The organism is Paenibacillus lycopersici (assembly GCF_010119935.1).
Taxonomy (GTDB): Bacteria; Bacillota; Bacilli; order Paenibacillales; family Paenibacillaceae; genus Paenibacillus_Z; species Paenibacillus_Z lycopersici.
On sequence record NZ_CP048209.1, the window covers coordinates 1,939,809 to 1,958,232 of the forward strand.

An 18,424-nucleotide genomic window follows, 5' to 3' on the forward strand; every position below is an offset into this window, starting at 1 on the left:
AGCAGGCTAATAGGAGAGAAGGAGAGACCGCATGACACAACAACTGCCCGGCAAGAACGATGTGCTCCTGCTCATTGAGCGGCTTGTGCAATTCGCGGCGCAGCGCGGCATGATCGAGCTGCCGCTCGACGGTTATGCCGCCCGCAACGCTTTGATCGATCTGTTCGGATTTACCGAAGCCTACGAAGGCGAAGTGCCGGAGGAGCGGCTGGACAGCCCGGTATCGCTGCTCGAGCCGCTGCTCGATTACGGCGCCTCGATCGGGCTCGTTCCCGATAACACGATGACGTTCCGCGATTTGCTGGACGCGCGCATCATGGGGCTGCTCATGCCGCGGCCGTCGGAAACGGCCGCGCGGTTCCGCCGCACGGCGGAGCGCGAAGGCATCATGAAGGCAACGGATGAATTCTACCGGCTCAACATCGATTCCACGTATATTCGCATGGACCGCATCGCGAAGAATCAGTATTGGGAACAGCCGACCGGCTACGGGAAGCTCGAGATTACGGTCAATCTGTCCAAGCCGGAGAAGGATCCGAAAGAAATCGCGCTGCTGAAGACGATGGCGCCGAGCAACTATCCGAAATGTCTGCTCTGCGCGGACAACGTCGGCTATGCCGGCCGCGCGGACCATCCGGCGCGCCAGAATTTGCGCGTCGTGCCGCTTGAGCTGCAAGGCGAAGCCTGGTATCTCCAGTACTCGCCGTACGTGTACTACAACGAGCACAGCATCGTGTTCAACGGCAAGCATGTGCCGATGCGCATCTCGCGCGAGACGTTCGCGCGGCTGCTCGACTTCGTCGACGCGTTCCCGCATTACTTCATCGGCTCCAATGCGGATTTGCCGATCGTGGGCGGCTCCATCCTGAACCACGACCACTTCCAGGGCGGCCGTCACGTGTTCGCGATGGAGACGGCGGCTGCCGAGAAGACGTTCCGCGATCCGGCCGTCGACGGGGTGACGTACAGCATCGTCGCCTGGCCGATGAGCGTCGTGCGCGTGCGCGGCAACGACAAGGCGGCCGTGCTGCGGGCGGCCGCCCGCATGCTCGATGCCTGGCGGGCATACAGCGACCCGCAAGCCGACGTTCTTGCTTTCACGGAGAGCGGCGGCGGGCAGGTGCCGCATAACACGATCACGCCGATTGCGCGGCTGCGCGACAACGGCGAGTACGAGCTGGACCTCGTGCTGCGCAACAACCGCACGAGCGAGGAGCACCCGGACGGGATCTTCCATCCGCACCGGCATTTGCATCATATTAAGAAAGAAAACATCGGCTTGATCGAAGTCATGGGGCTCGCCGTGCTGCCGGGCCGGCTTAAAGCCGAGCTCGAAGAAATCGCGCGGCTGCTGACGGGCGAGACGGCGTACGACGGGACGGCCGTACAGAGCGGCCCGCTCGCCAAGCATGCCGACTGGATCGAAGCGATGATCGCGGCGAATGGCATGGCATTGTCCGCGGAGCAGGCGGAAGCGCTGCTGCGCGACGAAGTCGGCCGCAAATTCCTCGACGTGCTGTGCGATGCCGGCGTATTCAAGCGGACGCCGGAAGGCCGGGAGGCGTTCGCGCGGTTCCTCCTGTCGCTGGGGCTGGCCGAGCAAGGCTGAACGAGGGCACGATAACGGCAATCGGGTCAGGCGCAAGACCGAGGCGGTGCAGGGATCATCCTTGCGCCGCCTTTTTTGGCGTGCATCGAGCCTCGCGCGTTGCCGGTGATGTCTCTCCGACATTCGAATATATTTTAATCACAATCATTTACACGCTAATATTTAGGGATTATAATTTAATTGTTAAAATATATGCCCTAGCGTCACCGAAGCGATTAATCACGTAGAGGAGATGAACAAATGTTAGCGAAGCATGGAGGCGTCCCGGTCCGTACGAAGCCTTGGGTACCGCCGTTTATCAGCACGGAGGAGTTCGATGAACAGGAGAAAAGCTTCGTCTTGGGCGTGTTGGAGAAGAAACGCGTCTTCCGGTTCTATGGCGAAGGCATCCAGGACTCGGAGGCGGCGAAGCTGGAAGCGCTGTATCGGCAGCGCACGCGATCCGATTACGCGCTGGCCGTCAACGCCGGCACGTCCGCGCTCGTCAGCGCGCTCGTCGGCGCGGGCATCGGACCGGGCGACGAAGTGATCGTTCCGGGCTATACCTACATCGCCACGGCCGCGGCCGTGCTGATCGCGCGGGCGGTGCCGGTCATCGTCGAGATCGACGACACGCTGACGATGGATCCGGCTGCCTTCGAAACGGCGATCACCCCGTATACGAAAGCCGTCATTCCCGTTCATATGCGCGGGACGCCTTGCCAGATGGACGAGATTATGGCCATCGCCCGCAAGCGACGGCTGATCGTGATCGAGGATACGGCGCAGGCGAACGGCGGCTCTTACAAAGGCCGTCCGCTCGGCGGAATCGGCGATGCCGGCTGCTTCAGCTTCCAGCAATACAAAGTGATTACGTCGGGCGAAGGCGGCTTGGTCGTGACGAACGACCCCGGGCTGCACGCCCGTGCAAGCGTTTACCATGATTGCGCGGTGCTGTTCTGGGGCGTCGAGCCGTCGACCCGAATCGAATCGTTCGCCGGCGAGAACTACCGGATGAGCGAGATCCAGGCGGCGCTCGGCCTTGCCCAGTCCGGGAAGATCGACGGGGTGGTGGCGCGTCTGCGAAGCGCGAAGAAACGGATCGTGAACGGCATTGCCGATCTTCCTGGCATTCGGCTGCAGCGCGTGCCGGACGCGGAAGGGGACGTCTCGTACAGCCTGGTGTTCTTCCTGCCGGACGGCGAACGGGCGCGCGCTTTCTCCGAGCTGCTGGCGGCGGAAGGCATCCCGAACGGCACGATCCACAACAACGGATTCGCGGATCGGCATATCTACGTGAATTGGGATTACGTGCTCGATAAACGAGGGGCGACCCCGAACGACACGCCTTGGAACTGCGCGAGCTACAAAGGCAGCGTGCAGTACGACCGGGACATGTGCCCCCGGACGCTCGACCTGCTCGGCCGGGCGATCAGCATCTCGATTCATCAAACGTTGACGGAGGAAGACTGTCAGGACGTCGTCGAAGCGATTCGCAAAGTAGCGGCCCATATGGCGCAGTCGGATGCCGGCGCGGCCGCGCAGCATCAATAGGGAGCGGAAAGGGGAACGGACAGATGGCAGGGACGATGAAAGCGGCCATGGGCAAAGTGAAGATTACGCCCGAGGAGCCCGCTGCGCTGCAAGGGTACGATCCGGATGCGAATATCGCCGATCCGGAGCGGGACACGCTGGATGATTTATACGCCCGCATTCTCATCCTGGATGACGGAGCCGCAAGAAGCGTCATCGTCGGCGTCGATTGCTGCTTGGCGAACGAGGCGGTCGTTCACGTCGCCGATCCCGGCGGCAAGCCGGACGTTTACCGCGAATTCGTGCCGACGTTTCCGGCCGGTACGCGGGCATCCTGGGCCGCGGCGGCCGGCGTGCCGGAGGCGCATGTGTCGGTCAATCCCACGCATACGCATACCGCGCCGGCGCAATTCGGCGAGAAGGCACTGTCCCGCATTACGGCGGCTATCGCCGGCTTGACGCAAGCGCTCGTGCCCGTGACGCTGCAAGTCAGCGGCGGGCAGAGCGAAATCTCGGCATTTCGCCGGCCGCGCTTGCATGCGGATCATTCCGTTCCGATTCATCGGGATTTTACGATCGTCAGCCTCATCAAGGAGGACGGCGGCCCGCTCGGCTGCCTGGTCAACTTCGCCGTTCATCCGACGGCCGTCAGAAACCCGACGTCCAGGATCAGCTCGGATATCGTCGGACTGGCGATGTCCGAGCTGGAGGCGGAGTCGGAAGGGTACGTGGCGCTGTTTCTGCAAGGCTTCTCGGGCGATATTTGCCCGGCGTACGGCGACAGCGGGCATGCCGGAGATACGTATTCGCATGTGCGCGAAGGCGCGCGCGTATTCAGCGATGAGCTGAAGCACGCCTTGCGGCGTTCGGACGGCGTACGCACGGGAACGATTCGGGCGCGGCAGCGCGATTGCGCGTACAAGACGCGCGGCGGATTTCATGCCGGCGAATTTCCCGTCACGCTCTCGGGCATCGCTTCCGGGGATTTGGCGATCCTGTCGGTTTCGGGCGAAGTGTTCAATGCCTACGCGGAGATCATCAAAGCGCGATCGCCGTTTCCGGTGCTGTTAACCTGCGGCGTGGCGAACGGGTACTCCGGTTATATTCCGAGCTTCCGCGCGTTTCACGACGGGCTGGGCGGCTACGAGATGAACACGACGCCGTATGCCGACGAGATCGAGGCGCGTTTCCTCGCGGATGTCGAAGCATTGCTGACCGCCTTGCAAGAATAGCGGGAGCGGCTTAAGCGCCGCCGACGGCCGGCGGCGCCTCCCGCCCCTGCTCGACGCCAGTCGCGCAAGCCATTGCCCGCCGTGCGTTTAGGAAGGGAAGAGAAGCTCGTGCTTCGCCAGGATCAAGGCGCCGTACAGCCCTTGACGGTGATTGTGCGAGCTTCTTTCAAGCTGCAGCCCGAGCGTCGCGAACCGGTTGGCGCGCAGCGTGATGGTCCGCTTCATTTCCTCGAACAGGATCGGGAAGTCGTCGAACATCGGACCGCCCAGATAGATGGATACCGGATTGAACAGATTGACGACATTGCTGAGCGCGATGCCGAACGCTTGGCCGGCTTCGATGCAGACGTCGATCGCGGTTTTGTCGTTCAGCCGGTACGCCTCGATCAAGGACGGATACTGACCGTCCCGGTTCTTGTACTCGTGCTCCAGCATCGGGTACGTGACGATATTCTCGAGGCAGCCGTAGTTGCCGCATGTGCACCGCGTGCCGTTCGGATCCGCCGTAATATGACCGAGAAGGCCTCCCGCGTTGCGCGCCCCCCGAAGCGTCTGGCCGCCAATCATCATGCCGGCCACGACGCTGTACGCGCTGTGGACGACGATATAATCCGCCTCGTCCTTCGCTTTCCCCATGAACTTCTCCGCCAGCAGCATCGTCCGGCCGCCTTCCTCCACGTAGACGGGACAGCGAAACGACTGCCGGAACGCCTGCGGCAAATCAAGCCGCTCCCAATGCTTCGCGTTCGGAATGCTCAGGACGAGCGACCTGCCGGCATCGACGATGCCCGTCACCCCGATGCCGATTGCGGCGATCGCCGAAGTATCCATCCCGATATCTTCCATCAAACGGACCGCGGATGCGACGACCCAAGCTTCCTTCGGCGCGTCTTCGTCGACGTCGGCGATCAAGAATTCGGCCTCGTGCAGAATCGCGAAGCGATTGTCCGAGACGGCCATGCGCACCCGGTAGCCGCCGATATCGATGCCGAGGAAATAAAACTTGTCCGGATTGGCGTGAAGCAGCACTTCTTTCCTTCCGAGCCCGGCGCCGATCCGTTCGCCTTCGACGATATAGCCGCCCTGAAGCAGCGCCTTGGTCAGAAGCGTGACCGAACCCGGGGACAACCCCGTCGCTTTGGCGAGTTCCTTGCGCGATATGCCGTCATTTGCGCCGATAGCGGTCAGAATGGTTTTTTCGGATGCGGTCAACTCCATGCAGGCACACCTCGCTCGTTAATTAATTTATTAGTTGAATTATCATGTTTGTCGTACATAATGTCAATCATTGCGCGAAAATGTCGTCGTTGCAGCAAGAAGCAATACGAAGATAATCGCGATCAACATGAATAACTGGAATATATTTATAGTATAAAAAGGAAAACTGATCGTTATGGCGAAAATAAATGAATCAGAAACGAATTTCTAGATTTCGGGGGGAATTTATAAATGCCGCAGCCGATTTTGCCGATTGATGAATTTCTTGCGTTGCAGACCGAAGAACAAGTCGAGAAATTGAAGCAGTGGAAGATGGATTACACGTTGAAGGACATTCGCGATGCCTGGGGCTTCAAGCATTCCGCGCAGTATTACATGCTGCTCAAGAAATTGCGGATCTACGAGCGCGTCGTGAACAAATCGGATAAATTCTCGCCGGAGCAGCTGCTGATGTCGCGCAGCTCCGCGGAAGCGTATTCGTCCATCCCGGCGGCCGGCGGTCGTTCCGTCCCCGAGGATCAATTCGGCTACGAGCTGAACGTGACGTTAAGCGGCCCCGAACTCGCGGAGAAGCTGGAACGCCTCGCGTATTTCTTGAAGGGCGAGCGCAAGACGGTGTCCGTCAAGCTGTCGATCTCGGCCTCGGGCAGCCCGGCGCCGGAAGCGGATGAGGCAGACGGCGGCAGCTGACGGGTAAGCGATCCGGCTGCCTGCGGGAAGAGGATGAATGGGAAGAGGCATGGAATAGATGCGGAACGAACAAGAACCGGGCGCGAGTCGCGCCCGGTTTTTATAATGTCATACTATGTCGGGAACTGTAATTAAATGTAATAATGCAATCAGGCTTGCTTAGCGTATAGGCATTGCTTATCGCGACGCGCAGGCGTTACTTATCGCGCAGCTGACCGAGCTCGGAAACGATCGCTTCGACCTCGCTGATGCTGAACTTGTCCTTGCCGGCTACGATTTCGTAGACATCGCGCAAATCGTCGTATTTATCGAGGCTGAAGTTCGTTGCCTGCATCGCGGCTCCCGAAGCCATGCGCAGCTTGCTCTTGATCGCTTCAATCATATAGGCGACGTTCTCGATGTTCGCTTCTTCCAAGTTTCTCACTGTTACGCTCCTCCCGCCCGTGCGGGCTGTTTGGTTTTGTAGGGTATTGTAGCATGCCTGAGGCAGACTCGCCACTATCGTTCGCATGGATGAACCGATTTGAAGCGGCGCAGCGATTTGGTTACAATGAGGAAAGTTGGAACGAGGAGGAAGCGAGAACCGATGGGGAACCGGGCCAAAGCGCGCAGAGGGCGGACTGAAGATTCCGTGGTCAGGCAGCGCGTCGCGATCGAAGGGGCGGAAGCGTTCCTGCGGAAAGCGGCGGCCGTTCAGCCGGACCGGGCCCGCGTTGCTTTCCTATGTATCGGAACGGACTGCTCGACCGGCGATTCGTTCGGGCCGCTTGTCGGCACATTGTTGAAGCAGGCAGGCTGGCGCCGGGTGATCGGGACGCTGGACGATCCCTGCGACGCCGACCGGTACGAATCGCTCAAGTCGTCGATCCCGGAATCGTGCTTGACGATCGCGATCGACGCCTGTCTCGGCGTCAAGGAAGCGGAGCCGGGCTATATCGTCGGCGACGGACCGCTCTACCCGGGACATGCGGTCGGCAAGCGGCTGTCCCCCGCGGGACATTACAGCATTGCCGGGATCGTGGGGCCGAAGAGCGTGAAGCCGTATTGGACCATCCAGCATGCGTCGCTGCATGAAGTGCTCGGCATGGCCCGGGCATTGGCCAGCGCCGTTCAAGCGGCATGGGGCCGGCCGGAAGTGGAAGCGATGCGGCTTCGATCATGAGGCTGCGCGTTTAAGGATAGGATTATAAGGACCGTTGCGGATATTGTTGTTCTGCTTGAAGACATGAAGAAGACATGAAGGCAAGAACACATGAAGGCAATAAGACATGAAAGCAAGAAGCTGCGCGAATCGACGCTCGACCATGCTGTACCAGCCAAACCGGAAGGGAAGGAACATGATCATGACGACTACGGGCACAATTTCCATTGCAAATTCGACGTTCGCGCTGTCCGGCGGACCAACGCTTGCGTATTACGATTCGAACCCTCAAGGAGGCGGAAAGCCGGGACGCATCATCGTCCTGCTTCACGGTTTCTGCGGCAGCTCCTCCTATTGGGAGCGGGTGATTCCGCAGCTCGAAGGCGCCGGCCGGGTCATCGCGCCGGATCTTCGCGGCCATGGCCGCAGCTCCGCGCCGCGGCAGCCCGTCTACGCGATGGAGGATTTTGCCTCGGATCTGGCGCAGCTGCTGGACCATGCGAACACCGATGCCGTCACGCTGTTCGGCCATTCGCTCGGCGGCTACGCCGCGCTTGCATTCGCGGAGCGGCATCCGGACAAGCTGGCCGCGTTCGGCCTCGTGCATTCGACGGCGAAGCCGGACAGCGAAGAGGCGAGAGGAAACCGCGACAAAGCGGCTCATGCGCTGCGTACGGACGGCATCGCGCCGTTCGTGGAAGGGCTGGTGCCGAAGCTCTTCGCGCCGGCTCACCGGGAATCGATGAGCGATCAAGTGAAGCGCATGATCGATGTCGGCTATGGAACGGACGCGGAAGGCGCGGCGGCGACCGCGCTCGGCATGAAGGCGCGCCCCGACCGCACGGGCGTGCTGGACGGCCTGTCCGTGCCGCGATTGCTCGTCGCGGGCTCGGAGGACGGCGTTATTCCGCCCGCGAGCACGTTCACGACGGATGGCCCGCAGGTTACCCAGGCGCTGCTGGAAGGCAGCGGGCATATGAGCATGGTGGAAGCGCCGCAGCGCCTAGCGGAGGAAATGCTCGCGTTCTTGAGCCGATTATGATGAACCTGGGAGTCTTCGATGCGGAGGCAGTCCTATAATAATGAGTTGAGCCAATTAGCAAGCGGACATGGAAGATGGCGGATATCGGATATCGGAAAAGCCGTCATTCGGCATATCCGCGTTTCGCGTTTGTCGACAGGGGGAGGAAACGGCGATGGTGTTCCAGCGGGATTTTTTTATGCGCATGATTCAGGAGATGGGGGAAGCCGCGGGCGCCATTCTGGGCCTGCGCCAGCAGCGTAAGCAGGAGGAAGCGCTGCAGGTGATCGACGATTTGCTGGACAAGCGGTTTCGCATGAACGGCAAGCTGATCCGTCAGCTGTCCGATGCAGATCTCGTCCGGATGATGACGACGAACGGCGTCGTCGAGACCGCGAATTTAAGCGGCGTTGCGCTGCTCATGAAAGAAGAAGCGGCGATTCTGAACGAGCTCGGCCGGACGGAGCAGAGCTATCCGCTTCAGCTGAAGGCGTTCCACCTGTTCATGCGGCTGTCGCTGCTGGACGCGCCCGCCATGCTGCGGACGCCGTCGGAGGAAGCCGCCGATCTGGCGTCGCAGCTGGAAGGCTACGAGCTGCCGCGCGCAACGAAGCTGCTGATGTGGGAATGGCATGAAGGAGACAAGCGGTACGACGAAGCCGAGAACGTCCTGCACGAGCTGCTGGAAGACGGCATGGTTCCTCGGGAAGAGGCGGCGGAGTTCTATCGCAGGCTGCTGCTGCTGCCGGACGAATCGCTGGAAGCGGGCGGATTGCCGCGCGACGAAGTCGTGGACGGGCTGGAACGGATCATGGAAGACATCGAAAGCGGTTTAGGAGCTGAAGGATAGCACATGGAAAGCAAGAAACAATGGCAGCGCGACGTCGAACGGTGGGTCGCGGAGGGAAGCCTGCGAGGAGCGACGTTCAGCCAGCTCCGGCGCAAGGAAGGCGGCGTACCCGCCAAGACGGTCATCCGGCCGATCGAGCTGAAAGGCGCGCTCCACTACCAGTTTCAATATTACATCGATAATAAAGTGACGCACGAGAACGTGCCGCAGGATCAAGCGGCGGAGCGCATGGCGGCATGGCTCGTACAGCATTACCGGCAGGCGCTGATCCGCACGGACGACGCCGACGTTCAAGTGCTGTTCTCGAAGAAAGGCAAAGCGGCGGTGCTTAGCAAGCCGTCTTCGTTATCGCCCGCCGCGAAGAACGAAACGCTCGCGCATAACCGGCAGAAGCAGCGGGTCGTGCAGGAGGGTGAAGCGGCGCCGTTCCTGGTGGAACTCGGCATTATGACGAAGGACGGCAAGGTGATCGCGAAGAAGCAGGACAAATTCCGCCAAATCAACCGTTTCCTTGAGATGGTGACCGACGTGCTCCCTCACCTGCCGGAAGGACGGGAAATCACGATCGTCGATTTCGGCTGCGGCAAGTCGTACTTGACGTTCGCGCTCTACCATCTGCTCGCCGTTCAGCAAGGACGCCGGATTTCGGTCGTCGGTCTCGATCTGAAGGCGGATGTGATCGCGTTCTGTTCGGAGCTTGCGAAGAAGCTCGGTTACGACCGTCTTCGTTTCCAAGTGGGGGACATCGCCGATTACAAGGAACAGACCGAGGTCGATATGGTCGTTACCCTGCACGCATGCGACACCGCGACGGACGCCGCGCTCGCGAAGGCGGTGGAATGGGGAGCCTCCGTCATTCTGTCCGTGCCTTGCTGCCAGCACGAGCTGTTCCGTCAGATCGCGAACGAGACGATGAAGCCGCTGCTGTCGCACGGGCTGCTGAAAGAACGGTTCGCCGCGCTTGCCACGGACGCCATTCGCAGCCAGCTGCTGGACGTGCTGGGCTACCGCACGCAGCTGCTGGAATTCATCGATCCGGAGCATACGCCGAAGAATATGCTGATCCGCGCCGTCAGGATGGCCGGAAGCGGCGGCGATGCCGGGCGGAAGTGGGAGGAATACGAGGCGTTTCGGGACATGCTGAACGCCGATCCCTACCTGGAGCGCGCGCTTGAAGACCGGCTCAAACAAGCCGTAGGATCCGCTAAATAAGGTGGCTCGACTTATTGTCGAATCTCTGAACAGTGTGATAGAATGGAAAAGCATATGCAGATTGTCCCAGGTCTTTGGTCGTGCAAAATTAACTGGTAATTTAGGTGGAGTACATGGGACTTACGATTGGTATCGATTTAGGCGTTCTCGTCGGCTTAGTGTCCATCTTCTTCTATGTGTTCGTTAAGAACGCCATAACTGCGCAGTACAAAGTATATCTGCTCTTCCACTTCTTCATGATGATTTGGCCGATCGGCCAAGTCGGCGTCCACACGACAGATCGTCCACACCTTCAGATTTTTTATATCACTTTATCCTTTGTCGGTTTATCGATGCTCGGCTTCGGCTGGATGCTGTTTATGAAGTTCCTCTCGCTCGGAGCGTACTACAAGCCGAGCCGGAACGTCGTGCTGCTGCTGCTCGCGCCTTCGCTTCTTTTGTCCGTCGCCATGATCTGGAATCCTGCCAATCTGTTCGTCGCCCCCGTTGGCGGCGACTTCGGCGAGCGGCAATACGGACCGCTCTTCTGGTGCATGATTCTGCTGCTCGTCGCTTCTTTTCTATATTCGCTGCGCCTCGTCAGGGATAAGGCGCGTATGCAGACGCACCAAGCCGAACGCGCGCGATTGAAGCATGCGTTCGTCGGCATTGTCGTCATGGCCGGGTTTCCGATGCTCGATCTGCTGGTGAACGTCCTGCTGGATCCATGGCTCCAGGTGATTCCGGGCATTACGTCGCTCGGCATTCTGGCCTCGGATGTTTGCTTCTTGTACGCGCTGCGGAAGCACCGCTCGCTCGATCTGGTCAAAATCGCGCAGCAGGATGTCGTGGATACGCTGTCGGTCGGGATCATCGTGCTGGACGAGCATGACATCGTCATCGAAGTCAATCGCAATGTCTGTCCGAAGCTGCCCGTCACCATCGGGAGGCCGTTCGAATTGGAAGCGCTTCTTGATGCCCATCTGGTTGAAGCTAACGCGAAGCCGGGCTTCCTGAAGGCATTCCGCATGCCATCCGGCGAACGGGCGCATACGGAGCTCGTATTGGGCGCGAAGGGCGAGCCGAAGCAGTATTTGGCGATGCATGCGGCTCCGATCCTGGTCGGCGGCAGCTTGCTCGGCAAAGTCATAACCCTTCAAGATATTACGGAGCTGAAGCTGCATATCTTGAAGTCCCAGGAGCAGAACATTTCGCTGCAAGAACGCAACCGCGCTTTGATCTACATGCAGGACGAGCTGTTCCAGGCGAACCGGAAGCTGGAGCAGATGGCGGTCACGGACAGCTTGACGGGCTGCTTCAACCGCAGGTTTCTGATGCAGCAGCTCGAGCATGAGGTGCTGACGAATTTACGGTATCGCATACCGTTCGCCGTCTTTCTGTTCGACATCGACTTGTTCAAGCTGGTCAATGATACCTACGGCCATGTCGTCGGGGACGAGGTTATCCGGCGTACGGCGGAAGCGGTGCGGGGAGCGCTGCGGCGGACGGATATTCTGGCCCGTTACGGCGGCGAAGAATTCGCCGTCTACCTGCCGCATACGAACCTGGAACAGGCCGAGCGGCTGGCGCAGCGCATACGCGAAGTCGTGGAATCCAACACGATTCCGACCGGGCGCGGCAGATCTCCGATTTCCGTTACGATCAGCATGGGCATACATGTGGTGGAGGAACAGACCGATTTGCAGGTCAACGACGTCAAGCAGTACCTGAAAGAACTGTTCTATAACATCGACTCGGCGCTCTATCGGGCGAAGGACGACGGGCGCAACCGAATCGTCAATTATTAAGCGGAGGGGGGCAGCGAAATGTCAACGCGCGGGCGATGGATCGCATCTGCTGCCGCATTGGGAATGACGGCGGCGGCGGCGGCGCTGTGCTTGCTTTCATCGAGCCGAGGGCATTTGCTGCTTCCCGTTCAGATCGGACTTGCCGCGCTGGCGGCCGTGGCGCTTCCGTCTGCGTGGCTGTTCGGCCGCAGCTACGACCGAATAAAAGTCGAATCGACGGTGGACAGCCTGACAGGCATCTACAACCGGAGATTCATCGAGACGCTGTTTCGGAAGCTGCTGCAGCAGGCGCACCGCAAGCGCAAGCGGATGTCGGTGATCATGCTCGATGTCAACGATTTCAAGGAAGTGAACGACCGGTTCGGCCATCAGAAAGGCGATATGGCGCTTGCCATGATCGCGGAGACGCTGCGGAGCTGCTCCGACCGCGGCGAGCTCGTAGGCAGATGGGGCGGAGACGAGTTCATCATGATTTGTCCGTATGCGGACGAGAAGGCGGTCGACCGGATTTCGAGCCGCATACATGAACAGCTGCTCGGAGTCTCCAGACGTATTGGTCTTCGTCTATCGGTTGCGATCGGCTGCGCGGTCTTCCCGGATCAAGGGAAGGATTTGAGCCAGCTGGTGAATCTGGCCGATAAGAAAATGTACGGAGACAAGCATGTGTGCAAGACGCAAGAAACCGAACCGGCAGCGCTGCAGGCATGACGATAAGCACGCGATAAAGGCGGGAATCACCTATGAGAAAAACCGACATAAACTCCGTAGCTCCGGGAGATAAGCTTGCCCGCCCTATTTTGCAGGAGAATGGCAATGTTTTGCTCGGCGTCGGCGTTGAGCTTAACCAGCGTTTCATTGACAGGTTAATGGGGCTTGGCATCGAAACGTTATTCGTGGACGACCCGATGACCGAAGGGCTGGAGCCGACTTCCGCCATTCGGGACGATACGCACAAGCAAGCGAGGGACGCCATCTATAAGACGATGACCACGCTGATGGATCAGCCGGTCATTAAAGGGAGAACGATCGCCCCCGAGCTTGGCCGTACGTTCCGTAAAGTGTTCAGCGAGATCATACATGATCTCATGGGACGCGAAGAAGTCATGGTCAGTTTATCGAATATCAACTTCGCCGACAGCTATCTGTTCAATCACTCGCTTAACGTTGCGATTCTGTCAGGTATTATGGGGCTGGCAAAAGGGTATAATCGAAATCAGCTGGAAGAGCTTGGCATGGGCGCATTGCTGTTCGATGTCGGCATGACCAAAATACCGAAGGAACTGCTGAAGAAGCCCGGCATCTATACGCCGGCCGAGCGTGCGCAGATGGAGAAGCACACGCAGGAAGGCTTCAACATCATCCGGGCCCAGCATGATATCTCGCTCTTGTCGGCCCATTGCGCGTTTCAGCATCATGAACGTTACGACGGCTCCGGTTATCCGCGGAAGCTGAAGCGGGACGAGATTCATGAATACGCCCAAATTGTCGCGATCGCGGACGTATACGACGCGTTGACGTCGACCCGGCCGCATCGGAAGCGGTTCACCCCCTCGGAAGCGATCGAATTTCTGTTCGCGGCGGGCAATACATATTTTGATTTGGATTTGATCAAGGTGTTTTGCAAGCATATCTCGATCTATCCCGTTGCCACGACGGTCCTGCTCAATTCCGGGCAGATCGCGGTCGTTGCGGTCAACAATCCGCTGGCGGTCCATCGGCCGATCGTGCGCGTCATCCGGGAGAAGGACGGAACGCTTCCGCCGTCGGGTTATCAGATCGATCTGAAAGACGAGCCCAGCCTCGTTATTGTCAAAGAAGTGTAATGAAGCATCCGATCGAACGCGTATCCAATCAACTTCATAGACATCGAAACTGGCAAACTTGTCGAAAGGCAAGGACGCAAAGCCACAGGGTCTAAGGTTCGTCAATGACGAATAACTGATAGCCTGGCTGCCGAAATGGACCCCTGACGGTTGTCAGGGCCTGCAAGCGGCTCCGGTATGAAGGAAGCGCTTTTTTTCATTTTTAGAGGAGGAAACGGCATGACCGGAGGGACAAGAGCGAAGGACCGGGACATCTACGTCAGCGAGAAGCCGAAATTCGCCGTCAAATCATTGCTGCACAGCCGAACGGTCGTCGAGAAGGAAGGTTACGTCTCAACCGGCATTTTAGCCCATGCCGAGGGAGACATGCTTGAAATCGAGCTGTCGGAATTTAAACAGTTCGCATTGGGCGAACCCGTCGAGTTAACCTTCTATTCGCCGGTCGGCATTCATCGCATGCGTTCGACGATCATAGCGAAAGCGGACGGCGCGCTCGCGGTGTTGTTCCCCGAGCGTTCATTCGCCGGACTGGAAGAGCGGCGCGAATCGCCTCGCGTGGATGCCGCCGTACAAGGGACGATGACGTATTCGCTGTCCCGCGAGATGACGGTTCGCGGCGAATCGATGAGCGTCGAAGTCGAAGAGAATTTCGAATTGATCACGCAGAACATTAGCGACTCGGGCATCGCTTTCCGGCTGGCTGTCGGCCCGAAGCTGAGCAGCGGCGATATTGTCGGCGTAACGCTTGAGCTGGAGGCGCCGTTCGAATGCCAGGTGGAAATCATCCGCAAGGACGAAGGCGCCGAATGGACAACATACGGCGGGCGGTTCCTGGAATTGGACGAGCAGCAGCGCCGTGCCTTGCGGGCGTTCGTCATCCACAAGCAGGTAGGCGCTTATTTCCGGATGAAGAACGAGAAGAAGAAACGATAGCGGGATGAAGGAAGACGTCTGACCGGACAACGGTGGCGTCTTCCTTTTTTCAAAGTATGGCATGCCGATTGGGCTGCCGAGGGAAGGTTTGAATGTTGCGTAGGATTCGGCTTGGTTTGGGAACGCTGCTGACGGCAGCGGCGCTGACGGGGGCGGCGTTCCGATACGGAATGTTTTTCGACGAGGCGTTCTACAGGTGGGAAGGACTGATCTGCCTGTCGGCGCTGCTCGTCATAGGGATGCGAGTCGTCCGAGCACGGACGTTGGCGCGGCGAGGGCGAATGCAGGCAGGGCAAATGCAAGGGCAAGGGCAAATGCAAGAGCAAGAGCAAGGGCAAGAGCAAGAGCAAATGCAAGAGCAAATGCAAATGCAAATGCAAGGGCAAATGCAAGGACGAGTACAGGAAGGGAATTCTCCTTCCTTCTTGCTAGTATTGGGCTTGCTCCTGATTGCGCTGTTGTATGGGGCGGCGCTTCTGGTCCATCCGGCGTCCGTGCTCGGCAGCTTGCAGCAGACGCTTCGGTATTGCGCGTTCGCGGGGTTTGCGCTGCTGCTGCAGGTAAGCTTCGCTGCGCCGGATAGACGCGCTTGGCTGTCTGCCGCCCTGCAGGCATCGGGGCTCGCCGTCGCCGGCTGCGCCTTGGCGGGATGGATGGGCGCGTTATCTTTCCCGTCCATGGTCATGACGAGCGGCGATGCGAGACTGACTGCCGTCGGCGCCCGGCTGGCGGGCTTCGTACAGTATCCGAATTTCTTGGGTGCGGTCGCCGCCGCCTATCTGCTCTGGAGCTGGCTGCTCCTGCTGCGCGCCCGTTCGCTGGCCGGCTTCGCATTGGTTTCGGCCGGAGCCGTCCCGTATCTGCTCGTCATGCTGCTTACGGAGTCCAGAGGCGCCTGGGCCGCTGCCGCGCTGGCCTGGCTGGCGGGCTGCTTGCTGCTGAAGGGCAGAAAACGCTGCGCTTGGCTGCTCTATGGCGGCTGGACGCTCGTCTGCGGCAGTGCCGCCTGCCGCGCGGTAATCGGCGCCTGGCCGCATGCGGCGGCAGGCGGGACCGGCGCCGAAGCGGCCGTTGCGGCGGCGCTGCCAATGCTGGCGGTCTTCTGCGCCGCACCGGTCGGCTTGCTCGGTATGCGGGCGTGGATCGGCCGCTGCCGGGAGCGCCTGCTTCCGGGGCTGTCCATTGCGGCTTGGCTCGCCGCCGTTGTCGGGATGACGCAGCTGCTCCCGCCGGCGGTGTACGGCAGGCTGGGAGGCGGCGGCGCTTCCTATGCGACGGCTGCGACGAGAGGGCTCTATTACCGCGACGCCTGGAAGCTGATCCGGGAGGCGCCGCTGCTCGGCAGAGGAGGCGACGCCTGGCGGAGCCTCTTCAAGGAGGTTCAGTCGCAGCCGTACGTCGGAAATGAAGTGCACAGCGGGTTGCTGGAGCTTGTACTCGATTTGGGTCTCATCGGACTGCTAGCAGCGATGCTTGTCCTGGCTGCGGCGCTTATTCCCGTGTGGAAGCGAGAACGGACGGGGCTCCTGCCGATCGGCGTGCTGCTCCTCCATGCGCTGATCGATTTCGACTTGTCGTTCGGCTATGATTGGCTGCTTATCGTGAGCTGGCTTGTCTATTATGCCAGCGGCGAGCCGGCAGGTGACTCGGTCGGAGGTATAAGGGCGGGGGCAAGCGGTGGAGGAAGCAGCAGAGGCCGTGTAATGATGGCCGCGGTGGCGGAGAGAAGCAGCCGTGCAGCCCGCCGGATAGCTGACGGGAGAAGCTGGCGAGCCGCGCTGATGGCCGCGGCTGCCGGCTGTTTCGCCGCCGCCGCGATCCTCGGCTGGCGGTTCGATGCCGCCGTGCGGCACCGCGAGACGGCCGCGGCCGCCTCCGGCGCGGCACGCACGGCCGCGCTCCGCGCGGCGCTCGAGGCGAATCCGTACTGGACGCGGATTCGCCTCGAGCTGGCCGCTCTTGCGCCGCCGCCGGAACGGGCGGCGCTGCTGGCGGCCGGACTGCGCGACGAACCGCAGTCCGTGCCGCTGATGTGGGCGCTCGGCCGCGAATCCGCCGAGCGCGGGGACGTTCGCGGCGCCGCAGGCTGGATGCGCCGCGCGCTGGAGCGTGACCGCTTCGACCGTGCGAAGCAGACGGAAGCGGTCGTGACGATGGCCCGGCTCGCGCAGACGATGCGAGCCGGGGACCGCCGGGAAGAGGCCTGGCTTGCGGCCGATGAAGCCGATGCCTTCTATGCGGCGTATGAGGCGCTCGCCGATCGCCATGCGCCGGGCGGGCGGCGCTTTACGATGACGGCCGAAGCCGAAGCGGCCGCGGAGCAATGCCGTCGCCTTGCCGTCCGCCTGTCCCTGGATCAGGCGCAAGCACAGGCGCAGCCAAACAAGCCGCCGGGGGGAATCGGTGATTCGGCGGATTGATAAATCGGTGCATCCTGGCGGCTTGTTCATCTGTTCTGCAGCTATGCCGGCCAACATTAGGCGAATTCACTGGTGGGATTGTCCACGCCGTTCGTATGCGCGCCGAATATGCTGAACCAACACATCTGCTAAAGGAGCGATGATGGTGGCAGCTACGCGCGTAAAACCAAAGTACAAGGCAACGGGCACCGGCAAGGTGATCAAGCGTTCGGTTCCGCTGAACTTAATTAAGCAAGCGGGGCCTATTTTCAGCCGGCTGACGGTCGTCTGGGTGGCAGCCAACGGCGTGCCGTTCGATACGACGGGCTTCTTCGCCCAGCTCGTCCGCAACAACCGCATCGTAGCGACGGCCGCTTTCGACCGCTTCGGCGTCGTGCGCTTCGACAATATCCGCACGCTGACGGACGTCTCGTACACGATTCGCACGTTCAGCCCGAACGGCGTCCTGTTCCGCTCGCGGTTCATTCCCGCAGGCGTCGAAACGTTCGCGATCATTGGCTGACCTGGCTGATCCCTCATTCGCGACGACGGCAGCAGGGCTCTCTCGAAGCAGAAGAGCCCTGCTGCCGTTTCTTCGTCTCCAGCCATTCGCGCGCAAGCATGGACGGAAGGCTGTCATCGACAGGCAAGCCGCTCAGCCGCCGAAAGCATCCCGGAACGCCTTGCACAGCTTCTCCCGGTCGACGTCCCACAGAGCCGCGACTTCGGCGCTGACGTTCTCGTCCCACCAATCGGACAGCAGCTTGCGGTTGCTGGCATGCTCGTGGATCCATTGAATATTCATAAAAACCTTGGCTGCATACAGCTTCTCCGCAAGCTCCACTTTCTCCGGCGGAAGGTAGACGCCCAGTCGTTTGATCGTGCGGTACAGCTCGTTCTCGCAAGCCCGTTTGATTTTACGCGCGTTGGGGTAGGCGGACGCGTGCTTCTGGGCGGCGGCGGAAGGTTTCATCGGAACCGACTCCTCTCTACCACC

17 protein-coding genes and 1 riboswitch are annotated in these 18,424 nt (G+C 60.3%); of the genes, 14 read left to right on the plus strand and 3 right to left on the minus strand.

Features of this window, described 5'->3' with window-relative positions; genetic code table 11:
- The first annotated feature begins 31 nt into the window (after positions 1–31).
- The 3 genes from GXP70_RS08285 to GXP70_RS08295 all read left to right on the plus strand — a co-directional run bounded on the left by GXP70_RS08285 (position 32) and on the right by GXP70_RS08295 (position 4,353).
- On the plus strand, positions 32–1,609 hold the full coding sequence (locus tag GXP70_RS08285; RefSeq protein WP_162356014.1) for a UDP-glucose--hexose-1-phosphate uridylyltransferase: 1,578 nt from the start codon (positions 32–34) through the stop codon (positions 1,607–1,609).
- Between the two features lie 240 nt (positions 1,610–1,849).
- On the plus strand, positions 1,850–3,142 hold the full coding sequence (locus GXP70_RS08290; protein WP_162356015.1) for a DegT/DnrJ/EryC1/StrS family aminotransferase: 1,293 nt from the start codon (positions 1,850–1,852) through the stop codon (positions 3,140–3,142).
- 23 nt (positions 3,143–3,165) lie between these two features.
- On the plus strand, positions 3,166–4,353 hold the full coding sequence (locus GXP70_RS08295) for a hypothetical protein (protein ID WP_162356016.1): 1,188 nt from the start codon (positions 3,166–3,168) through the stop codon (positions 4,351–4,353).
- A gap of 87 nt (positions 4,354–4,440) precedes the next feature.
- Here the strand turns inward: GXP70_RS08295 and GXP70_RS08300 are convergent, their stop codons facing one another.
- Entirely contained in the window at positions 4,441–5,571 is a 1,131-nt protein-coding gene (locus tag GXP70_RS08300) for an ROK family transcriptional regulator (RefSeq protein WP_162356017.1), read from the minus strand.
- 231 nt (positions 5,572–5,802) lie between these two features.
- Here GXP70_RS08300 and GXP70_RS08305 point away from each other — a divergent pair, with 231 nt between their 5' ends.
- Positions 5,803–6,261 (plus strand): hypothetical protein, encoded by a 459-nt coding sequence (locus GXP70_RS08305; protein WP_162356018.1) that lies wholly within the window; start codon positions 5,803–5,805, stop codon positions 6,259–6,261.
- A 196-nt stretch (positions 6,262–6,457) separates the two neighbouring features.
- Here the strand turns inward: GXP70_RS08305 and GXP70_RS08310 are convergent, their stop codons facing one another.
- Positions 6,458–6,685, minus strand: coding sequence for a DUF1128 domain-containing protein (locus GXP70_RS08310; protein WP_225442721.1), 228 nt, complete (start codon positions 6,683–6,685; stop codon positions 6,458–6,460).
- A gap of 162 nt (positions 6,686–6,847) precedes the next feature.
- Here GXP70_RS08310 and yyaC point away from each other — a divergent pair, with 162 nt between their 5' ends.
- From yyaC to GXP70_RS08360, 10 genes are all read left to right on the plus strand, one after another.
- Positions 6,848–7,423: a spore protease YyaC gene (gene yyaC / locus GXP70_RS08315; protein ID WP_162356020.1), complete on the plus strand. Its 576-nt coding sequence runs from the start codon at positions 6,848–6,850 to the stop codon at positions 7,421–7,423.
- A gap of 175 nt (positions 7,424–7,598) precedes the next feature.
- On the plus strand, positions 7,599–8,444 hold the full coding sequence (locus tag GXP70_RS08320; RefSeq protein ID WP_225442722.1) for an alpha/beta fold hydrolase: 846 nt from the start codon (positions 7,599–7,601) through the stop codon (positions 8,442–8,444).
- Between the two features lie 154 nt (positions 8,445–8,598).
- A complete protein-coding gene (locus tag GXP70_RS08325) occupies positions 8,599–9,273 on the plus strand; it encodes a DUF6483 family protein (protein ID WP_162356021.1) in 675 nt (224 codons plus the stop codon).
- Between the two features lie 3 nt (positions 9,274–9,276).
- Entirely contained in the window at positions 9,277–10,485 is a 1,209-nt protein-coding gene (locus GXP70_RS08330; protein ID WP_162356022.1) for a class I SAM-dependent methyltransferase, read from the plus strand.
- Between the two features lie 113 nt (positions 10,486–10,598).
- On the plus strand, positions 10,599–12,272 hold the full coding sequence (locus tag GXP70_RS08335) for a histidine kinase N-terminal 7TM domain-containing diguanylate cyclase (protein WP_162356023.1): 1,674 nt from the start codon (positions 10,599–10,601) through the stop codon (positions 12,270–12,272).
- An 18-nt stretch (positions 12,273–12,290) separates the two neighbouring features.
- On the plus strand, positions 12,291–12,980 hold the full coding sequence (locus GXP70_RS08340; RefSeq protein ID WP_162356024.1) for a GGDEF domain-containing protein: 690 nt from the start codon (positions 12,291–12,293) through the stop codon (positions 12,978–12,980).
- 32 nt (positions 12,981–13,012) lie between these two features.
- Positions 13,013–14,095 carry an HD-GYP domain-containing protein gene (locus GXP70_RS08345; protein WP_162356025.1) on the plus strand — a complete coding sequence of 361 codons (1,083 nt, stop codon included), beginning with the start codon at positions 13,013–13,015 and terminating at the stop codon, positions 14,093–14,095.
- 41 nt (positions 14,096–14,136) lie between these two features.
- A riboswitch (cyclic di-GMP riboswitch) is annotated at positions 14,137–14,230 on the plus strand.
- Positions 14,231–14,314: 84 nt separating this feature from the next.
- Entirely contained in the window at positions 14,315–15,028 is a 714-nt protein-coding gene (locus tag GXP70_RS08350; RefSeq protein WP_162356026.1) for a PilZ domain-containing protein, read from the plus strand.
- A gap of 92 nt (positions 15,029–15,120) precedes the next feature.
- The gene (locus GXP70_RS08355; RefSeq protein WP_162356027.1) at positions 15,121–17,448 is read left to right on the plus strand and encodes an O-antigen ligase family protein; all 2,328 of its coding nucleotides are present in this window, start codon (positions 15,121–15,123) and stop codon (positions 17,446–17,448) included.
- 142 nt (positions 17,449–17,590) lie between these two features.
- Positions 17,591–17,950, plus strand: coding sequence for a hypothetical protein (locus GXP70_RS08360; protein ID WP_404822322.1), 360 nt, complete (start codon positions 17,591–17,593; stop codon positions 17,948–17,950).
- A gap of 132 nt (positions 17,951–18,082) precedes the next feature.
- Here the strand turns inward: GXP70_RS08360 and GXP70_RS08365 are convergent, their stop codons facing one another.
- Entirely contained in the window at positions 18,083–18,400 is a 318-nt protein-coding gene (locus tag GXP70_RS08365) for a dehydrogenase (protein WP_162356028.1), read from the minus strand.
- Between the last annotated feature and the right edge of the window lie 24 nt (positions 18,401–18,424).

What these genes read in the sequence shown, in the direction of transcription:
- GXP70_RS08300 (WP_162356017.1), bottom strand. Translation starts at nt 5,571, where the DNA reads ATGGAGTTGACCGCATCCGAAAAAACCATTCTGACCGCTATCGGCGCA.
- GXP70_RS08320 (WP_225442722.1), top strand. Translation starts at nt 7,599, where the DNA reads ATGATCATGACGACTACGGGCACAATTTCCATTGCAAATTCGACGTTC.
- GXP70_RS08355 (WP_162356027.1), top strand. Translation starts at nt 15,121, where the DNA reads ATGTTGCGTAGGATTCGGCTTGGTTTGGGAACGCTGCTGACGGCAGCG.
- GXP70_RS08345 (WP_162356025.1), top strand. Translation starts at nt 13,013, where the DNA reads ATGAGAAAAACCGACATAAACTCCGTAGCTCCGGGAGATAAGCTTGCC.
- GXP70_RS08325 (WP_162356021.1), top strand. Translation starts at nt 8,599, where the DNA reads ATGGTGTTCCAGCGGGATTTTTTTATGCGCATGATTCAGGAGATGGGG.
- GXP70_RS08285 (WP_162356014.1), top strand. Translation starts at nt 32, where the DNA reads ATGACACAACAACTGCCCGGCAAGAACGATGTGCTCCTGCTCATTGAG.
- GXP70_RS08350 (WP_162356026.1), top strand. Translation starts at nt 14,315, where the DNA reads ATGACCGGAGGGACAAGAGCGAAGGACCGGGACATCTACGTCAGCGAG.
- GXP70_RS08335 (WP_162356023.1), top strand. Translation starts at nt 10,599, where the DNA reads ATGGGACTTACGATTGGTATCGATTTAGGCGTTCTCGTCGGCTTAGTG.
- GXP70_RS08340 (WP_162356024.1), top strand. Translation starts at nt 12,291, where the DNA reads ATGTCAACGCGCGGGCGATGGATCGCATCTGCTGCCGCATTGGGAATG.
- GXP70_RS08290 (WP_162356015.1), top strand. Translation starts at nt 1,850, where the DNA reads ATGTTAGCGAAGCATGGAGGCGTCCCGGTCCGTACGAAGCCTTGGGTA.
- yyaC (WP_162356020.1), top strand. Translation starts at nt 6,848, where the DNA reads ATGGGGAACCGGGCCAAAGCGCGCAGAGGGCGGACTGAAGATTCCGTG.
- GXP70_RS08295 (WP_162356016.1), top strand. Translation starts at nt 3,166, where the DNA reads ATGGCAGGGACGATGAAAGCGGCCATGGGCAAAGTGAAGATTACGCCC.
- GXP70_RS08365 (WP_162356028.1), bottom strand. Translation starts at nt 18,400, where the DNA reads ATGAAACCTTCCGCCGCCGCCCAGAAGCACGCGTCCGCCTACCCCAAC.
- GXP70_RS08330 (WP_162356022.1), top strand. Translation starts at nt 9,277, where the DNA reads ATGGAAAGCAAGAAACAATGGCAGCGCGACGTCGAACGGTGGGTCGCG.
- GXP70_RS08305 (WP_162356018.1), top strand. Translation starts at nt 5,803, where the DNA reads ATGCCGCAGCCGATTTTGCCGATTGATGAATTTCTTGCGTTGCAGACC.
- GXP70_RS08360 (WP_404822322.1), top strand. Translation starts at nt 17,591, where the DNA reads ATGGTGGCAGCTACGCGCGTAAAACCAAAGTACAAGGCAACGGGCACC.